General features: G+C 70.8%; 14 protein-coding genes. 3 read left to right on the top strand and 11 right to left on the bottom strand.

What is annotated here, in order from left to right:
- Positions 1-45: 45 nt before the first annotated feature.
- The 6 genes from cimA to AC07AB_RS19220 all read right to left on the bottom strand — a co-directional run bounded on the left by cimA (position 46) and on the right by AC07AB_RS19220 (position 8,606).
- Positions 46-1,665 (bottom strand): citramalate synthase, encoded by a 1,620-nt coding sequence (gene cimA / locus AC07AB_RS19245; RefSeq protein WP_478568083.1) that lies wholly within the window; start codon positions 1,663-1,665, stop codon positions 46-48.
- Positions 1,666-2,107: 442 nt separating this feature from the next.
- Positions 2,108-3,433, bottom strand: a complete 1,326-nt coding sequence (locus AC07AB_RS19240) for an MFS transporter (protein WP_478568080.1) — start codon at positions 3,431-3,433, stop codon at positions 2,108-2,110.
- 127 nt (positions 3,434-3,560) lie between these two features.
- Positions 3,561-4,781 (bottom strand): TolB family protein, encoded by a 1,221-nt coding sequence (locus AC07AB_RS19235; RefSeq protein WP_478568077.1) that lies wholly within the window; start codon positions 4,779-4,781, stop codon positions 3,561-3,563.
- A gap of 83 nt (positions 4,782-4,864) precedes the next feature.
- Positions 4,865-5,956, bottom strand: a complete 1,092-nt coding sequence (locus tag AC07AB_RS19230; protein WP_478568074.1) for a TolB family protein — start codon at positions 5,954-5,956, stop codon at positions 4,865-4,867.
- A gap of 295 nt (positions 5,957-6,251) precedes the next feature.
- A complete protein-coding gene (locus AC07AB_RS19225; RefSeq protein ID WP_478568071.1) occupies positions 6,252-7,337 on the bottom strand; it encodes a branched-chain amino acid aminotransferase in 1,086 nt (361 codons plus the stop codon).
- Positions 7,338-7,565: 228 nt separating this feature from the next.
- A complete protein-coding gene (locus AC07AB_RS19220; RefSeq protein WP_478568068.1) occupies positions 7,566-8,606 on the bottom strand; it encodes a 3-isopropylmalate dehydrogenase in 1,041 nt (346 codons plus the stop codon).
- Between the two features lie 129 nt (positions 8,607-8,735).
- On the opposite strand from AC07AB_RS19220, the gene AC07AB_RS19215 reads away from it, so the two are divergent.
- On the top strand, positions 8,736-10,370 hold the full coding sequence (locus AC07AB_RS19215; protein WP_478568065.1) for a purple acid phosphatase family protein: 1,635 nt from the start codon (positions 8,736-8,738) through the stop codon (positions 10,368-10,370).
- Between the two features lie 81 nt (positions 10,371-10,451).
- Here AC07AB_RS19215 and AC07AB_RS19210 read toward each other — a convergent pair whose 3' ends face one another.
- Positions 10,452-10,583 (bottom strand): hypothetical protein, encoded by a 132-nt coding sequence (locus AC07AB_RS19210; protein ID WP_478568062.1) that lies wholly within the window; start codon positions 10,581-10,583, stop codon positions 10,452-10,454.
- A gap of 347 nt (positions 10,584-10,930) precedes the next feature.
- On the opposite strand from AC07AB_RS19210, the gene AC07AB_RS19205 reads away from it, so the two are divergent.
- Positions 10,931-11,560 (top strand): Uma2 family endonuclease, encoded by a 630-nt coding sequence (locus AC07AB_RS19205; RefSeq protein ID WP_478568059.1) that lies wholly within the window; start codon positions 10,931-10,933, stop codon positions 11,558-11,560.
- A 69-nt stretch (positions 11,561-11,629) separates the two neighbouring features.
- On the opposite strand, the gene pruA is transcribed toward AC07AB_RS19205, so the two are convergent.
- Positions 11,630-13,261 carry an L-glutamate gamma-semialdehyde dehydrogenase gene (gene pruA, locus AC07AB_RS19200; protein ID WP_478568056.1) on the bottom strand — a complete coding sequence of 544 codons (1,632 nt, stop codon included), beginning with the start codon at positions 13,259-13,261 and terminating at the stop codon, positions 11,630-11,632.
- Positions 13,262-13,324: 63 nt separating this feature from the next.
- On the bottom strand, positions 13,325-14,251 hold the full coding sequence (locus AC07AB_RS19195; RefSeq protein ID WP_478568053.1) for a proline dehydrogenase family protein: 927 nt from the start codon (positions 14,249-14,251) through the stop codon (positions 13,325-13,327).
- A 277-nt stretch (positions 14,252-14,528) separates the two neighbouring features.
- On the opposite strand from AC07AB_RS19195, the gene AC07AB_RS19190 reads away from it, so the two are divergent.
- Positions 14,529-15,770 (top strand): PucR family transcriptional regulator, encoded by a 1,242-nt coding sequence (locus AC07AB_RS19190; protein WP_478568050.1) that lies wholly within the window; start codon positions 14,529-14,531, stop codon positions 15,768-15,770.
- A 71-nt stretch (positions 15,771-15,841) separates the two neighbouring features.
- On the opposite strand, the gene AC07AB_RS19185 is transcribed toward AC07AB_RS19190, so the two are convergent.
- Entirely contained in the window at positions 15,842-16,036 is a 195-nt protein-coding gene (locus AC07AB_RS19185) for a ferredoxin (RefSeq protein ID WP_478568047.1), read from the bottom strand.
- Between the two features lie 38 nt (positions 16,037-16,074).
- Entirely contained in the window at positions 16,075-17,289 is a 1,215-nt protein-coding gene (locus AC07AB_RS19180) for a cytochrome P450 (RefSeq protein ID WP_478568044.1), read from the bottom strand.
- Positions 17,290-17,533: the final 244 nt, after the last annotated feature.

The raw sequence follows: 17,533 nt of genomic DNA, 5'->3' as shown, positions 1-17,533 counted from the left end.
CCTTCAAGCCGCGCGTCCGCGCCCCGCCCCCTCACCCCGCGCGGCTCACTCCCGCGGCTCGACCCCCGCGCGCCGCAGCCCGTAGGCATAGGCGTCGTCCAGCGCCTGCCAGGACGCCGCGATCACGTTCTCGGCGACGCCGACCGTCGACCACTCGCCGCGCCCGTCGCTGGTGGAGACCAGCACCCGGGTGATCGATCCGGTGCCCTGGCGGCCCTCCAGGATGCGGACCTTGTAGTCGACCAGCTCGAACTCCGCGAGCTGCGGGTAGATCCGCTCCAGCCCGACGCGCAGCGCCCGGTCCAGCGCGTTCACCGGGCCGTTGCCCTCGGCGGTCGCCACCAGCCGCTCGCCCTTGGCCCACAGCTTCACGGTCGCCTCGTTGGCGTGCGTGCCGTCGGGGCGGTCCTCGACGATCGCGCGCCAGGACTCGACCCGGTAGTAGCGCGGCGAGCGCCCCTCCTCCCCCTTCTGGAGCTCCTCGCGGAGCAGCAGCTCGAAGGAGGCGTCGGCGGCCTCGTACGTGTAGCCCGCCAGCTCCCGTTCCTTGACGCGCTCCACGACCCGGCCGACCAGCTCGCGGTCGCCGCCGAGGTCGATGCCCAGCTCCTTGCCCTTGAGCTCGATGGAGGCGCGGCCGGCCATGTCGGAGACCAGCATCCGCATGGTGTTGCCGACCCGTTCGGGGTCGATGTGCTGGTAGAGGTCGGGGTCGACCTTGATGGCGGAGGCGTGCAGCCCGGCCTTGTGGGCGAAGGCGGAGACGCCGACGTAGGGCTGGTGGGTGGAGGGGGTGAGGTTGACGACCTCGGCGATGGCGTGCGAGATCCGGGTCATCTCGCCGAGCGCGCCGGCCGGCAGCACCTGCTTGCCGTACTTGATCTCCAGGGCGGCGACGACGGGGAAGAGGTTGGAGTTGCCGACCCGCTCGCCGTAGCCGTTCGCCGTGCACTGCACATGGGTCGCGCCCGCGTCCACGGCGGCGAGGGTGTTGGCGACCGCGCAGCCGGTGTCGTCCTGGGCGTGGATGCCCAGCCGCGCGCCGGTGTCGGCGAGCACGGTCCGTACGACCGCCTGGACCTGGGCGGGGAGCATGCCGCCGTTGGTGTCGCAGAGAACGACGACCTCGGCGCCGGCCTCGTGGGCGGCGCGTACGACCTGCTTCGCGTACTCGGGGGCGGCGTGGTAGCCGTCGAAGAAGTGCTCGCAGTCGACGAAGACGCGGCGGCCCTGCCCGCGCAGGTAGGAGACGGTGTCGCGGACCATCGCGAGGTTCTCGTCCAAGGTGGTGCGCAGGGCGAGTTCGACGTGCCGGTCGTGCGACTTGGCGACCAGGCAGACGACCGGGGTGCCGGCGTCGAGGAGCGCCGCGACCTGGGGGTCGTCCTCGGCCCGTACGCCCGCCTTGCGGGTGGCGCCGAACGCGACGAGCCGCGCGTGCCGGAAATCGATCTCTTCGCGCGCCCGCTGGAAGAACTCGGTGTCCCGGGGGTTGGCGCCGGGCCAGCCCCCTTCGATGAAGCCGACGCCGAAGTCGTCCAGGTGGCGGGCGATGGTCAGCTTGTCCGCGACGGTGAGGTTGATGCCCTCACGCTGCGCGCCGTCGCGCAGCGTGGTGTCGAAGACGTGGAAGGCGTCGTCGGGTGCGTCCTGTACGTCCTTCATGCTGATGTGACTCCTGTCGGGATCTCGGTCTACCGGAATGACCGGCTCCACCGTCTCCCTATGATCCCGCGCGCCGATCGCCTCCGGCGAAGGTGGGCCGGACAACGAAAAGACCTCTCGCGGGTGCGAGAGGTCTGCGCGCGGGTCTTGAGACACGGTTTCCGCGCCGTACTGGGTGGTACGGGGCGGTCACTGCGGACCGGCGCGCCTGCTGCCAATAATCATGGCGAACGAGAGCACGGTGGGATGGTGGCACAGCCGCCGGGCGCTGTGGGGGTCCGTCTCACGATCCGGTCAGGGATCGCCCTCGAACGCCGGGCGGGCTGATGGCCGTACGGCTCGCCGCCCGGCCGGGGCCATGCCGTCCTCAAGCGCCGGGCGGGCCGGGTTTCGTGCGGCCCGGTGCACGGAATCAAGCCTGCCCGGCGGTCGAGGGCAGCGGTCAGGCCCGCTCCGGGACCGTCTGGGACGACGGCTCCGGCGCCCGAGCCGACCGACCGACGCGCTTCAGGTCGATGTCCTTCGTCTCTCGCATCGTGAGATAGACGATCAGCGAGACCGCCGCGCACCCCGCCACGTACCAGTAGAAGCCCGACTCGATGCCGCCCTTCTTGAACCAGAGGGCCACATACTCCGCCGTGCCGCCGAAGAGCGCGTTGGCGATCGCGTACGGGAGGGCGACGCCCAGGGCCCGTACGCCCGTCGGGAAGAGTTCGGCCTTCACGCAGGCGTTGATCGAGGTGTAGCCGGTGACGATGACGAGCGCGAGGAGGGCGAGGCCGAGGGCGGGCCAGAAGGAGCCGGCGTGCTTGAGCAGCGTCATGATCGGCACGGTCAGGAAGGTCGAGCCGACCGCGAAGGTGATCAGCAGCGGCCGTCGGCCGATGCGGTCCGAGAGGGCCCCCGCGAGCGGCTGCAGGCACATGAAGAGGAACAGCGCGACAAAGCTGACGAGAGACGCCGTCGGCTTGCTCATGCCCGCGCTCTTGGAGAGGAACTTGGTGAGGTACGTCGTGTACGTGTAGTACGCGACCGTGCCGCCCATCGTCAGCGCCATCACCAGGAACGCCTCGCGCTTGTGCCGCAGCAGCGCCTTGAGCGTGCCGCGCCGCGCGACCTCGGCGGCGTCGTCCTCGTCCTGCTCGTACACCTCCGTCTCCAGCAGGTTGCGGCGCAGATAGAAGACGATGGCGGCGCCGACGGCCCCGACGATGAACGGGATGCGCCAGCCCCAGCTGTGCAGCGCGTCCTCGGACATGGTCCGCTGCAGCACGATCTGGAGGCCGAGGCCGACGAGCTGGCCGGCGGTCATGGACACGTACTGGAAGCTGGAGGCGAAGCCGCGCTTGCCGGGCGCGGACGCCTCGGTGAGGTAGGTCGCGCTGGCCGCGTACTCGCCGCCGACCGACAGCCCCTGGAGCAGCCGGGCGACCATGAGGACGGCGACGCCGCCGTACCCCGCGACCGCGTAGGTCGGGGCGACCGCGATGAGGATCGCGGAGGCGGACATCAGCGTGACGGTCAGGGTGAGCGCGGCCTTGCGCCCCTTGCGGTCACCGATCCGGCCGAGCAGCCAGCCCCCGACCGGCCGCATGAAGAAGCCGACGGCGAAGATCCCCATGGTGTTCATGAGGTTGGCGGTGCCGTTGCCCTTGGGGAAGAACGCGTCCGCGAAGTACACGGCGAACGTGGCGTAGACGAACCAGTCGAACCACTCGACCATGTTGCCGGCCGACCCGACCCAGATCTTCTTCCAGTGCTGTCCCATGGACGATCACGGTGGCGGAGCAAGGCTGTTCACGACAAGGGGCCGGTCGGCAACGATCACGCTTATTTATGTGCGTTGCGTTCACGCCCGTCCCCTTCGCCGCCCTTCGCCGCCCTTTGACCGCCCGCTACCGCAGCCACCGCACGAACACATCGCTCTCCCCGTTGGTGTCGCCGGACACGAGGTCGGCGGAGGCCGAGTCGAAGGCGACGGCGCTGCCGTCCTCGTTGACGGCCGGGTTGCCGGCCGAGCTGTCGTTGCGGCCGCCGCGGGTGTCGACGCTGATCAACCGCGTCGTCCGGGTGGCCAGATCGCGCAGATGGACGCTCTCCGGACCGTCCGTGCCGCGCAGCCTCCCCTGGACGTACGCGACGTGCTCGCCGTCCGCGCTGAGCGCCGCCCTGTCGGTGTAGACCTTGCCGCCCGCGCCCTCGACGATCGTGGTGCCTCCCTTGCCGAGGTCCCGGACGAAGACGTTGACACTGCCGTTGGCGTCGCCGCTCACGAGGTTGGAGGCGTATGAGTCGAAGGCGACGCGGCGGCCGTCGGCGCTGATGGACGGGCCGGTGGACTCGCGGTTCGCGGCCCCTCCGTCGCGGGCCACGGTCGCCTTCTCCAGGGCGCCCGTGGCCATGTCGCGGACGTAGATGTCGCTGTGGTTGGCGGGGCCGCCCCGGTTCGGGATGGCGTACTCGTAGGCGATGTAGCGGCCGTCGGCGCTGATGGACGGCTGCCCGGCGGCGCGGGTGCCGTCCGAGGATGTCTCGCTGACCTGCTCGATGGCGCCGTTCTGGGTCTTGTAGCGGTAGACCCGGGGCTGCTCGACGTGGTCGGGCGTCGAGGGCAGGGTGGCGGTGAAGGTCACGTACGCGCAGTCCGAGCTGATCCGCGGGTCGCTCGCGGAGGTGAATTCGACGCCCTGGAATCCATTGCTGGTGCGCCCGATCTTCCCGACCGGCCGGAAGCGCAGATAGACGGTGGGGCGGCCGTCCGCGGGCGAGTTGCTCGTCATATTGGTGGCCTCCGAGACGAAGGCCGTGAAGATATGGCAGCTGGACGGCGCGTACGAACGGCCGTCCGGGGTCTGCCCGTTGTACCCCGAGCTGACGGACCGGCCCGCGTAGTAGGCGTTGGACTGGCCGCCGGCCTCCGAGGTGAACGAGACGCTCGCGCCGTCACCGAACGACGGGCCCCAGGAGGCGTTGTCCCACTGCGCGCCGTCCGGAGCGTGGCTGACCCGCTCGGTGTAGGGGCGGGTGGGCTCGTCGGCGGCGGCGCCGGGCAAGGCGGTCGCGGCGAGCGCGGCGACCAGCGCGGCCACGGCGGCGGCGCGTCGTGCTGCGGACATGTTCTTCTCCCCCGGTTCGTTGTGCGGTCCGTCGTGCGGTCCGTCGTGCGGCTTACGCGCCGTGCTCAGCCGGTACGCCGTGCTCAGCGGGTACGCCGGACGAAGACGTCGGCGAAGCCGTTGGTGTCCCCGGGCACCAGGTCATCGGCGCCGGAGCTGAAGGCGACGCTCTTCCCGCCCGCCGAGAGCGCCCCCGGCCCCGCGGCGGCGGGCGCGGCGGTCACGCCCCGCTCGCGGCCGGTGCGCAGATCGCGCAGGCGGAGCGCCGATGTGCTGTCCGCGTACAGCAGCCGGCGTCCGTCGGGGCTCAGCGCGCGGGCCTGCACCCCGGCGAGGCGGGTCGTACGGCCGGTGCGCAGGTCGCGTACGTACGCGTCCGGGCCCATGTTGTACGCGACGGACCGGGCGTCGCCGCTGAGCTGGACGAGGCTCGCGGAGGCGGCGTCGTGGGAGCCGTCGATCTGCCGGTGCCGTCCCGTGCCGAGGTCCTTGACGACGATGTCGTCCGTGTCCGGGCCCTCGCCGAGGCGGCGGTGGGTCTGGTAGGCGATCTTCTCGCCGTCGTCGCTGATCGACCCGTCCGTCATGTCGAACTGTTCCGGCGCCGGTTCGTGGCTTGCCCTGATGTTCTCGCCGGTCCGCCGGTCGCGGATGTACACGGCTCTGGGGTCGGCGGGGTGGTCCGGCTTGTCGGTGTAGGCGGCGTAGCGGCAGTCCGCGCTGAGCGAGGTGAGGGTGGAGCCGCCGCGCGCCTGGCCGAGCACGTCCCGCTCGCCGGTCCTCAGGTCGTGGACCATGCCCTGGATGTCGTGGCCGCCGTACTCGTTCAGGCCGACGCAGCCGCCGTCGGCGCTCATGCGCAGCCCGTACAGGCCGCCCCGGACGAAGGTGACCGCGCCGGTGCGCAGGTCCTTGACGAAGGTGTCGGGGAACGGCGAGCCGCGGTCCGGGGTCAGGTTGGTGGCGCGCGAGGTGAAGGCGGCGTACCGGCCGTTCGCGCTGATCACTCCGCCGCCCGCCGGGGCGTCGGCCTGGGTGCCGTCCGCGGCCACGCTGGCTCTCACCGTGCGCGGCCGGTGCGTGGCGCCGGTATCCGCGGTCGCGGCGGGCAGGGCGGCCGCCGTGAGCGCGCCGACCAGAGCCGTACCGAGTGCCGCTCGTACAACGATGGACATGATTCCCCCCGGAACGCACGGATTCCCCGGCCCTTCGCCGAAGGCCCACGAGGATGCAACCGCACCGCGAGCGAGCCGGTCAATGCGACCGGATGCGTACAACCCGGCCCCGTGATCACACGTCCGCGAGCCCGGCGGGGCGCGCCGTCGAGGGCGCGGCAGGCGGGAGGCGGAAAGCAGCGGGCAGCAGGCGGAAGGCGGCACCCGGTGATGAGGTGCCGGATGCCGCGAGGGCCGCCCCCGGTGGTGTGGTGTCTGTCAGGGGGCGGCCCTCGGGTGCGTTCGGCAGGCGGTGTCAGCCCAGGGGGTGCATCCAGCCGTGGGTGTCCGCGGCGGCACCGGTCTGGATGTTCAGCAGGGCCTCGCGGAGCTTCATGGTGACCTCGCCGGGGGCGCCGTCGCCGACGGTCCAGTCGGCGCGGGCGGACTTCACCGAGCCGACGGGGGTGATGACGGCGGCGGTGCCGCAGGCGAAGACCTCGGTGAGGGTGCCGTCCGCGTTGCCGGCCTTCCAGTCGTCGGTGGAGACGCGGCCCTCACCGGCCTCGTACCCCATATCCGTGGCGATCTTGAGCAGCGAGTCGCGGGTGATGCCGGGCAGCAGCGAGCCGGTCAGCTCGGGGGTGACGATCTTGTTCCCGTACACGAAGTACAGGTTCATGCCGCCCATCTCCTCGACCCAGCGGCGCTCGATCGCGTCCAGCCAGACCACCTGGTCGCAGCCTTGCTCGGCGGCCTGCGCCTGCGCGACCAGCGAGGCGGCGTAGTTGCCGCCGGTCTTCGCGGCGCCGGTGCCGCCGGGGGTGGCCCGCACGTACTCCTCGGAGAGCCACACCGAGACCGGCTTCACACCGCCGGAGAAGTAGGCGCCCGCCGGCGAGGCGATGATGATGAAGAGATATTCGTTGGCGGGCCGCACGCCCAGCCCGACCTCGGTCGCGATCATGAAGGGGCGCAGGTAGAGCGATGCCTCGCCGCTGCCGGGCACCCAGTCCTTGTCCTGCTTGACGAGGGCGTCGCACGCCTCGATGAAGGTCTCGACCGGCAGCTCCGGCATGCCGAGGCGGCGGGCCGACGACTGGAAGCGCTCGGCGTTGGCCTGCGGGCGGAAGGTGGCCACGGTCCCGTCCGGCTGACGGTACGCCTTGAGCCCCTCGAAGATCGTCTGCGCGTAGTGCAGCGTCATATTGGCGGGGTCCATGGACAGCGGCGCGTACGGCACGAGCTGTCCGTCGTGCCACCCGCGGCCCTCGGTCCAGCGGATCGTCACCATGTGGTCGGTGAAGAAGCGGCCGAATCCGGGGTCCGTCAGAATGCGCTCCCGCTCGGCGTCGGACAGCGGGTGCGAGGAGGGCTTGAGCTCGATCGTGGGCGTCGTCATGAGTGGTAGTCCTTCACGGTTTCAGATGTGGTGGACCGCGCTCACTCCGTCCCGGTGCTGCTAGGACGTCCGAGCTTCCCCTCATTACCGCGGCCCCACGTCCGATTATCGCTCGGGTGGGGCCGTGGACGGAAACGCGTGCGCGGCCTGGGGTCGATGGTCGCACCCAACCGCGTGGTAGCACAGCGGCGGGCGCGAGCCCGTCGCTGTGTGGTGTGCGGCGGGCGGTCAGCCCGCTACTCGCGCGCTGAGCGCGTCGCCGATCTCCTCGGTCGTACGGGCCGAGCCGTCCCGCGCGGCGAGGTCGTCCGCGACGGCGGTCTCGATCCGGGCCGCCTCGGCCTCGAAGCCGAGGTGGCGCAGCAGGAGGGCCGTGGACAGGACGGTGGCCGTGGGGTCGGCCTTGCCAGTGCCCGCGATGTCCGGCGCGGAGCCGTGCACCGGCTCGAACATCGACGGGAAGGCGCCGCTCGGGTTGATGTTCCCGGACGCGGCGAGCCCGATGCCGCCGGTCACGGCGGCGGCGAGGTCGGTGAGGATGTCACCGAAGAGGTTGTCGGTGACGATGACGTCGAACCGCTCGGGCTGTGTGACGAAGAAGATCGTCGCGGCGTCGACGTGCAGATAGTCGGTGGTGACCTCGGGGTATTCCCGGCCCACCCGGTCGAAGATGTTCTTCCACATGTGGCCGGCGTAGACGAGGACGTTGTTCTTGTGGACCAGCGTCAGCTTCTTGCGGGGGCGGGCGTCGGCCCGCTCGTACGCGTCGCGCACGACGCGCTCCACGCCGTAGGCCGTATTGAGGCTGACCTCGGTGGCCACCTCGGCGGGGGTCCCGGTGCGCAGGGAGCCGCCGTTGCCCGTGTACGGGCCTTCCGTGCCCTCGCGCACCACGATGAAGTCGATCTCGGGGCGGCCGGCCAGCGGGGTGGCCGTGTTGGGCAGCAGCTTCGACGGGCGCAGGTTGACGTAGTGGTCGAAGGCGAAGCGGAGCTTGAGGAGAAGCCCGCGCTCCAGCACGCCGGAGGGGACGGACGGGTCGCCGATCGCGCCGAGCAGGATCGCGTCGTGGTTCTTCAGCGACTCCAGATCGGCGTCCGGAAGGGTCTCGCCGGTCGCGTGCCACCGCGCGGCGCCGAGGTCGTACTTCTCGGTCTCCAGCTTCACGTCCGAAGGGAGGGCGGCGGTAAGGACCTTGAGCCCCTGGGCCACGACTTCCTGGCCGATACCGTCACCGGGGATCACTGCGAGGCGAATGCTGCGAGACATACCGGGACCCTACCCCCGCGTCCCGCCAACTGACACGGCCGTCCACTATCCGGACAAGCCGTCGGCCGGTCGGCTGTCGTTCACCCGCAGGACGCATGGCGGTTGAGCTTTCCTGACACGTTGTGATGCATGGAGACACCACGGTTCGGCATACCCGACCAGCTCGCGGCGCGTATGACGATGCCCGAACAGCACGAGTACCTGCGGTCCAAGCTCACTCGGCGCGGCATGCTGCGCGCGGGCGCCGCGAGCGCCGGGGCCGTCGCGGGCGCGGGCCTGCTGACCGGCGGCACCAGCGCGTACGCCGCGCAGCCGGACGCCGCCCCCGCCGCCTCGGCCCCCTCGCCTACGCTTCTCACCTCGCACGCCACCACCAAGGTGAGCGGCCACCTCGTGGCGCCGTTCGGCCGGCATCTCGCCTTCGGGGCGGACCCCAGGACGCAGATGCGCGTCTCCTGGCAGGTGCCGTTCGCGGTCAAGCGCCCGTTCGTGCGGATCGGGCTCAAGCCCTGGGACCTGAGCCACAAGATCCACGCTGAGGTGCGCGACCTGCACACGCCCGCGCTGTCGAAGAAGCAGCCCGCCGTCGACCAGGTCTATCTGCACGCGGCCCTGGACAATCTGCGGCCCGGCCGTACCTATTACTACGGCGTCGGCCACGACGGCTTCGACCCGGCGCACCCGCGGAACTTCTCCTCCATCGGTACCTTCACCACCGCCCCGGCGCGCGCGGAGAAGTTCACCTTCACCGCCTTCGGCGACCAGGGCGTCACCTATGACGCGCTCGCCAACGACCAGCTGATCCTCGGCCAGAACCCGGCGTTCCACCTGCACGCGGGCGACATCTGCTACGCCGACCCGTCCGGTTCGGGCCGCACCAGCGACGTCTACGACGCCCGGGTGTGGGACCAGTTCCTGGCACAGACCGAGACGGTGGCGGCGCGCGTCCCGTGGATGGTGACCACCGGCAACCACGACATGGAAGCCTGGTACTCCCCGCACGGCTACGGCGGCCAGAACGCCCGCTGGACGCTGCCCGCGAACGGCATCGACGCGGTGGACGCCCCGGGCGTCTACTCCTTCACCTACGGCAACGTCGCCTTCGTGGCCCTGGACGCCAACGACGTCTCGTACGAGATCACCGCCAACACCGGCTACACGGCGGGCCGCCAGACCAAGTGGCTCGACCGGCGCCTCGGCCAGCTGCGGGCGCAGCGCGGCATCGACTTCATCGTCGTCTTCTTCCACCACTGCGCCTTCTCGACGACCAACTCGCACGCGTCCGACGGCGGGGTGCGCGACGCGTGGGTGCCGCTGTTCGAGAAGCACCAGGTGGACCTGGTCATCAACGGCCACAACCACGTGTACGAGCGCACCGACGCCATCCACCGCGGCAAGGTCTCCAAAAAGGTCCCGATCGGCGAGACGGTCGACTCGACGCGCGACGGCATCGTCTACGTCACGGCGGGCGGCGCGGGCAAGTCGCTCTACGACTTCCCGGTGGCGGACAGCTACGAGGGCCATGTCGCGGACCTCGACAGCGTGCCCACGTACCACTGGGTCAAGGGCGGCGGTAAGGACAAGGAGACGGTGGAGTGGTCGCGGGTGCGCTACACCGGCTACTCGTTCATCGCCGTCGAGGTCGAGCCGGGCCACCGGCCGCGGATGCGGGTGACGACGCTGGCGGAGAGCGGCGGGCGGCTGGACCACTTCGACGTGGTGCGCGGTACGGGCGGGGGCCACGGGCACGGCCGGGGCCACTGAGCGGTACGCGCCGGGGCGCACAAGGGGCTGGGTCCCTCCGTCCGGAGGGACCCGCCCTCTTGAAACCTTCCGCCCGGCGCCTCAGTGCCCGGTGACACCGCCGTTGTCACGGCGGTCGAGCGCGCGCTGAAGAGCGGCGGCGGCCTTCTTGCGGTCGGCGTCATCGGCGGCACGGGCGATACGACGGGTCCTGCGGACAGCGGTGTCGGCCATGATTCACGTCTCCTCTTACTGAACCCCGAGGGAAAAGGTCGGTCGAAGGTCGGATGAACGCCGGAGGGGCGGGGGCCGGGGTGCCACAGGGATCGCCTGCACATGCGCACTGGGCCGCGACCGCCATCGCCGGATAGGGCGAGACGTCGGCTCCTACAAAGTTAGGACAGGATCCCCGTGATGTCTGCACAATTACTTGGGCTTCCTACTATCTGAGACGGCCGGGTCACCCGATCAGATGATCAGCCGCCGATCGCCGGCCGGCGGACGGGCTTCTCCCTACCGTGGCGCTGTCGCTTGTGCCGCCAGGCCGCCGACGCCCACACTTGAGGAGGAGGTGCTGCACCATGACCGCTCTCGCATACGAGGCGCCCGAGGCCGCGATGCCCGGACCTGATCTGGACGAGGCCCTGTGGCAGGCGTGGAAAACCATGGAACTCCCCGAGGGCTTCCGCGCCGAGATCGTTGAGGGGTTCATCGAGGTGTCGCCCACGGGCCGCGTTTCTCATAGTCAGATCACCAACCGGCTCCGCCGCGCCATGGACAAGTACCTTGGCGAGGGCGAGTACGCGGCCCACCAGGACACGAATGTCGTGCACCACCGCAAGGTCTGGATTCCCGACGTCCTCATCGCCCCCGAAGACATCGGCGAGGTCGAGACCGACGACGGCATCGCCGTCAAGGCTTCCGCCGTCCAGCTGATCGCCGAGGTCGTCTCACCCGGTTACGACAGCGTCCAGCGCGACCGGGTACGCAAGCGCCGGGCCCACGCCCGTGCAGGCATTCCCGTGTACGTCCTCATCGACGACCACGACGGTCACGGGACCGTCACCGTGATGTCGTCCCCCTCCCCCGGCGAAGCGGTCTACGCCGCCGAGATCCGCGTCCCGTACGGCACCGATGTCGCCATCCCCGAAGGCCCCGCCAAGGGCTTCGTCATCGATGAAACGATCACCGGATCACCGCGTAAGGACTAGCGACACGCCGACGGCCCGGCACCCCCAGGACGGGGGTGCCGGGCCGTCGGCACGCGGCGGCGAGAGGCGTCAGCCCATGTGCGGGTAGCGGTAGTCCGTCGGGGCCACCTGGGTCTCCTTGATGGCGCGCGGGGAGGACCAGCGCAGCAGGTTGAACTTGGAACCCGCCTTGTCGTTCGTACCCGAGGCGCGGCCGCCGCCGAACGGCTGCTGGCCGACGATCGAGCCGGTGGGCCGGTCGTTGATGTAGAAGTTGCCGGCCGCGAAGCGCAGCTTCTCGGAGGCGGCGGCCAGGACCTGCCGGTCCTTGGCGAGGACGGCGCCGGTCAGGGCGTAGGACGAGGCCGACTCCATCTGCTCCAGCATCGCGTCGAAGTCGGCGTCCTCGTAGACGTGGACCCCGATGACCGGGCCGAAGTACTCGGTCTTGAAGACCTCGTTCTCCGGGTCGGAGCAGGCGATCACGGTCGGGCGGACGAAGTAGCCGACCGAGTCGTCGTACGTGCCGCCGGCCACGATCTCGCAGGTCGCGTCGGACTTGGCGCGGTCGATCGCGGCCTTGTTCTTCGCGAAGGCGCGGTCGTCGATGACGGCGCCCATGAAGTTGGACAGGTCGGTGACGTCGCCCATCGTGAGGCCGTCGACCTCGGCCGCCAGCTCCTCCTTGAGGCCGCTCTCCCAGATGGAGCGCGGGACGTAGGCGCGCGAGGCGGCCGAGCACTTCTGGCCCTGGTACTCGAAGGCGCCACGGGTGATGGCGGTCTTGAGGATCTTCGGGTCGGCGCTCGGGTGGGCGACGATGAAGTCCTTGCCGCCGGTCTCGCCGACCAGGCGCGGGTAGGACTTGTAGCCGGTGATGTTCTCGCCGACCGACTTCCACAGGTGCTGGAAGGTCGCCGTCGAGCCGGTGAAGTGGACGCCCGCCAGGTCCGGGTGCGGCAGCGCGACCTCGGAGACCTCCTTGCCGTCGCCCGTGACGAGGTTGATGACGCCCTTGGGCAGACCCGCCTCCTCCAGGAGCTGCATCAGCAGGATCGCGGAGTGCGTCTGGGTCGGGGACGGCTTCCAGACCACCACGTTGCCCATCAGCGCGGGCGCGGTGGGCAGGTTGCCCGCGATGGCCGTGAAGTTGAAGGGCGTGATCGCGTAGACGAAGCCCTCCAGCGGGCGGTGGTCCATGCGGTTCCACACGCCGTTCGGCTGGATCAGCGGCTGCTCGTTGAGCAGCTCACGCGCGAAGTGCACGTTGAAGCGCCAGAAGTCGACCAGCTCGCAGGGCGCGTCGATCTCCGCCTGCTGCGCCGTCTTGGACTGGCCCAGCATCGTGGAGGCGGCGATCGTCTCGCGCCAGGGGCCGGCCAGCAGCTCGGCGGCCTTGAGGATGATCGCGGCGCGGTCGTCGAAGGACAGCGCGCGCCAGGCCGGGGCGGCGGCCAGCGCCGCGTCGATCGCGTCCTGGGCGTCCTGGCGGGTGGCGTTGTTGTACGAGCCGAGCACGGCCTTGTGGTTGTGCGGCTGTACGACGTCGAAGCGCTCGCCGCCGCCCATCCGCCGCTCGCCGTCGATGGTCATCGGCAGCTCGATGGGGTTCTCGGCCAGCTCCTTGAGCTTGGCTTCGAGGCGGGCGCGCTCCGGGGAGCCCGGGGCGTAGCCGTGCACCGGCTCGTTGTACGGGGCGGGGACCTGGGTCACGGCGTCCATGGTGGCCGTCTCCTTCGATCGGGGGTGTGAGGCGGATTCTTCAGGTACTGCGGGTCGGGGGGCTCAGCCGCGCGTGGCCAGCGAGCGCAGGAAGAAGGTCAGGTTGGCCGGGCGCTCGGCGAGGCGTCGCATGAAGTATCCGTACCAGTCGGTGCCGTACGGGATGTACACCCGCATCCGGTGACCCTCTGATACCAGCCGCTCCTGTTCCGCCGCCCGGATGCCGAAGAGCATCTGGAACTCGTACTCGTCCAGCTTGCGCCCGTGGCGGCGGCCGAGCTCCTGGGCGATGGCGACCATCCTCGGGTCGTGCGAGCCGACCATCGGGTATCCCTGGCCCGCCATCAGGACCTTCAGGCAGCGGACGTAGGAACGGTCCACGTCCCGCTTGTCCTGGAAGGCGACGGAGGCGGGCTCCTTGTACGCGCCCTTGACCAGGCGCACCCGCGAGCCTTCCCCGGCGAGCGTGCGGCAGTCCTCCTCGGTGCGGAAGAGGTACGACTGGACGACGGCGCCCGTGCGGGGGAAGCGCTTCCGCAGCTCGGCGAGGATGGCGAGGGTGGAGTCGACCGTGGTGTGGTCCTCCATGTCCAGGGTCACCGTGGTGCCGGCCTCGGCTGCGGCCTCGACCACGGGGGTGATGTTGGCGAGCGCGAGGTCGTGGCCGCCGGAGAGCGCCTGGCCGAAGGCGGAGAGCTTGACGGACATCTCGGCGCGCGCGCCGAGGCCCTGGCCTGCCAGGGCCTCGGTCAGCGCCAGGTAGGCGTCGCGGTTGCGGAGCGCCTCGGCCGAGTCGGTGATGTCCTCACCGAGGTGGTCGAGGGTGACCTCCAGGCCGCGCTCGTTGAGCGAGCGGACCACGGCCATAGATTCGTCCAGCCGCTCGCCGGCGACGAAACGGTCCACCACGGGGCGGGTGACCGGCGCGGCCGAGACGAGACGTCGGATGCTGTCGCTGCGTGCGGCGGCAAGGAGCACAGGACCCAGCACGGGCACCTCCACGTTTGTGCGCTTCCGGGCACCGGCCGAACGGCCGTTTCCGCTGGAAGACAGGTGTTGACGAATGCCGCGGCAACGCGTCGCGACGGCAAGGTGAGCCACCGTGAAATTTAAGTTTCATCCGGGGCCGCGACCATCGACAGCTGTCACGCCTTCGTGTCCGGGATCTCAGACAGATGTATGAGAATGGGGATCTGCGGGGTGGGGCGGGTGAGACCAGGACGCCGCACTGGGGCACAGTGGGTCACAGGAGAGGAGCCATGGCGAAATGCGCGGGGATTATCAGCAGTTCGTGGACGAGATCTCGGCGGCGCTGGGCGCGCCCGCGACGCTGGAGGACCGGGACTTCGCCCTGATCGCCTTCGGCGCCCACGACAGCGACGGGGACCTCGATCTGGTCATGGACCCGGTCCGCACCCGCTCGATCCTCCAGCGCCGGTCGACGGCCGCGGTACGAGCGTGGTTCGAGGCGTTCGGCATCTCGCGCGCGCAGGCCCCGCTGCGGATCCCCCCGGACCCGGCGGCCGGGGTGTTCCGCGGCCGCATCTGCCTGCCCGTACGCCACCGGGGCGTCGTGCACGGCTACGCCTGGCTGCTGGACGACGGCCATCTCGCCGACCTCGAACTCGGCGGCCCCGGCACTCCGACCGACCCCCGGCTCGTCCAGGCGATGGAGACGGCCGCCCGCATCGGCGCGCTTCTCGCGGCGGAGGCCCGCGCCGGGCGCGAAGTCGGTGAGCTGCTGCGCGAGTTGCTCACCAGCGCCCCGGCCGGGCGCGACGCGGCGCGCGACGCCCTGCGGGGGGTGCTGCCCGGAGCGGCCGAGGGCCCGCTCGCGCTCGTGGCCGTCACCCCGTGGGACCAGGAGGACCTCGACGTGGCGCCCCTCCCCAGCCTGCCGGGCGTCCTCGCCGCGTGCGCCGTCACGGAGTCCGGCGGCCGGCGGGCCGGCGGTGCGGGGCACGGCGGCGGCAAGGAGCGGGACGGTGCGCAGAGCCCGGCCGCGGGGCTCGCGGCGCTGATCCGGCTGCGCTCGCCGACCGCGCTGGACCCGGCCCGCGCGGCGGCCGAACAGCTGCTGCGCTCGCCCCGGGCGCACGGTTCGGGCGCGGGCGTCAGCGATCCGCGCCGGGGGCTGACCGACGCGCCCGCCGCTTGGCGCGAGGCGCTCGCCGCGGCGCGCGCGGCGCGTGCGGAAGCGCGGTTCGGTCCGGTCGCGGAGTGGGGCGCCGTGGGTCCGTACCGGGTACTCGCGGAGCTGCCGGCCGACGGGGCGGCGGACCGGGTGGTACGGCCGCTGCTGGAGCGCTCGCACGCCGAACTGGCGCGCACGGCGGAGGTGTTCCTCGACTGCGCGGGGCAGGCGGGGCGTACGGCGGCGCAGTTGGGCATCCACCGGCAGACGCTCTACTACCGGCTGTCGAAGGTGGAGCAGCTCACCGGTCTCGATCTGGACGAGGGCGAGGACCGGCTGCTGCTCCACATGTCGCTCAAGGCGGCGAGGCTTTAGGTCTCGGCGAGCGACGGGCCCCCATGCGGACTCAGGGCCCGTCGGCGGTCGTTGCCCCGGAACAGCGGATTTCACACTTCGGTCAGAGAAATGGCTTGAACTGGGCAGGCACGCGCCGCTTCCCGCACCAGCGGGTCGCCCGCCCCGTCCTCGCGGCCGGGGAGCAGGGCGCTGAATCCGTCGTCGTCCTGGGTGAAGACGCCGGGCGCGGTGAGGGCGCACTGGCCGGAGCCGATGCAGATATCGGTATCGATGGTGATACGCACGGAGGGTGGGGTCTCCTCGGTCCTGCCGCCGGACCTCCTTACCAGGTCACGGGTAGTGCGAAGAGGCCCTGAAGGGTGTTGCCCGGCTTGACGGGCACCTGGTCGGCGGGGACGGCGAGCCGCAGGGTCGGGAAGCGTGCGAACAGGGCGTTGAGCGCGATCTCCAATTCGGCCCGGGCCAGGTTCTGTCCGAGGCACTGGTGGACGCCGAAGCCGAACGCGACGTGGTGGCGGGCGGAGCGGCGCACATCGAGCCCGTCGGGGTCCTCGTACGTGCCCTCGTCGCGGTTGATCATCGAGGTGCTGAGGATGACTCCCTCGCCCTTCTTGATGGTGCCGCCGTCGAACTCGATGTCCTCAAGCGCGACCCGGACCATCCCGTCGGCGATGGACAGGAAGCGCAGCAGCTCTTCCACTGCGCCGGGCATCAGCGCCTGGTCGCCGCGGAGCGCTTCGAACTCCTCGGGATGTTCGAGGAGCGTGTAGGTGCCGAGGGCGATCATGTTGGAGGTCGTCTCGTGGCCGGCGACGAGCAGGAGCAGGGCCATCATGACCAGCTCCTGGCGCTCCAGCTCGCCTCGGGCGAGCCGGTCGGCGATCAGTTCGTCGAGGAGCCCCTCACCGGGCCGGGCCTCCTTCTCCGCCACCAGGTCGAGGAGGTAGCCCTCCAGCTCGTTGCGGGCGATGTCGGACTCATGTGCCGTCTCGACGGTGAGCAGCTTCCGGGAGCACTGCTCGAAGAACTCGTGGTCCTCGTAGGGGATACCGAGCAGCGAGCAGATGACCATGGACGGCACCGGCAGCGCGAAGGAGGCGACGAGGTCGGTGGGCCCGCCCCGCTCGGCCATCGTGTCCAGCAGGCCGTCCACGAGGCGCTGGATCTGCGGCCGCATGGCGGCGACGCGCTTGAGGGTGAAGCTCGGGATGAGCATCCGGCGCTGCGTGGCGTGCAGGGGATCGTCGACGCCCAGGAGCGGGATGACGACCTTCCGCTGGGACTCGGCCCGGGCCGCGATCACGGGAAAGGCGGGATTCCGTCGGTCGGTGGAGAGTCGGTTGTCGGTGAGCAGGGCGCGGGCCTGTGTGTGGCCGGTGACCATCCATACTTCACGCCCGTCGTAGAGCGTGGCGCGGTGCATGGCCCCCGCGGCCTTCAGCGGTCCGTAGTCAACAGGTGGTTGGTAGGGGCACGTACGGTTGGCGGGGAACGGCGGCGTGTGTGGCGCGATCGGTCGGGTTGCGGCCTCGGTCATGGGACCTCCCAGGCGGTGCGACATGGTGTCCGTCTCCAGTCGAAAGCCTCTCGGCCGAGATCGGCTATGTGTAGATCAGCCATGTTGCGGAGGGCTGCCTGGGCAGTTCCACGGGGTGGGGCGGCCGGGAATGAGGAGCACGTACACAGAGCGGTTCCGGAGCCGGGGCGCGCTGCCCACCGCGTAGGCGTCGAGGGTGGTCAGCACGCCGGAGGCGGCGGCGTGCACGACGTGCTGTTCGCGG

This window comes from Streptomyces sp. NPDC044033, assembly GCF_056434425.1.
The sequence above is the reverse complement of the archived record's forward strand: the minus strand, read 5'-3'. Positions and strand labels throughout refer to the sequence as shown.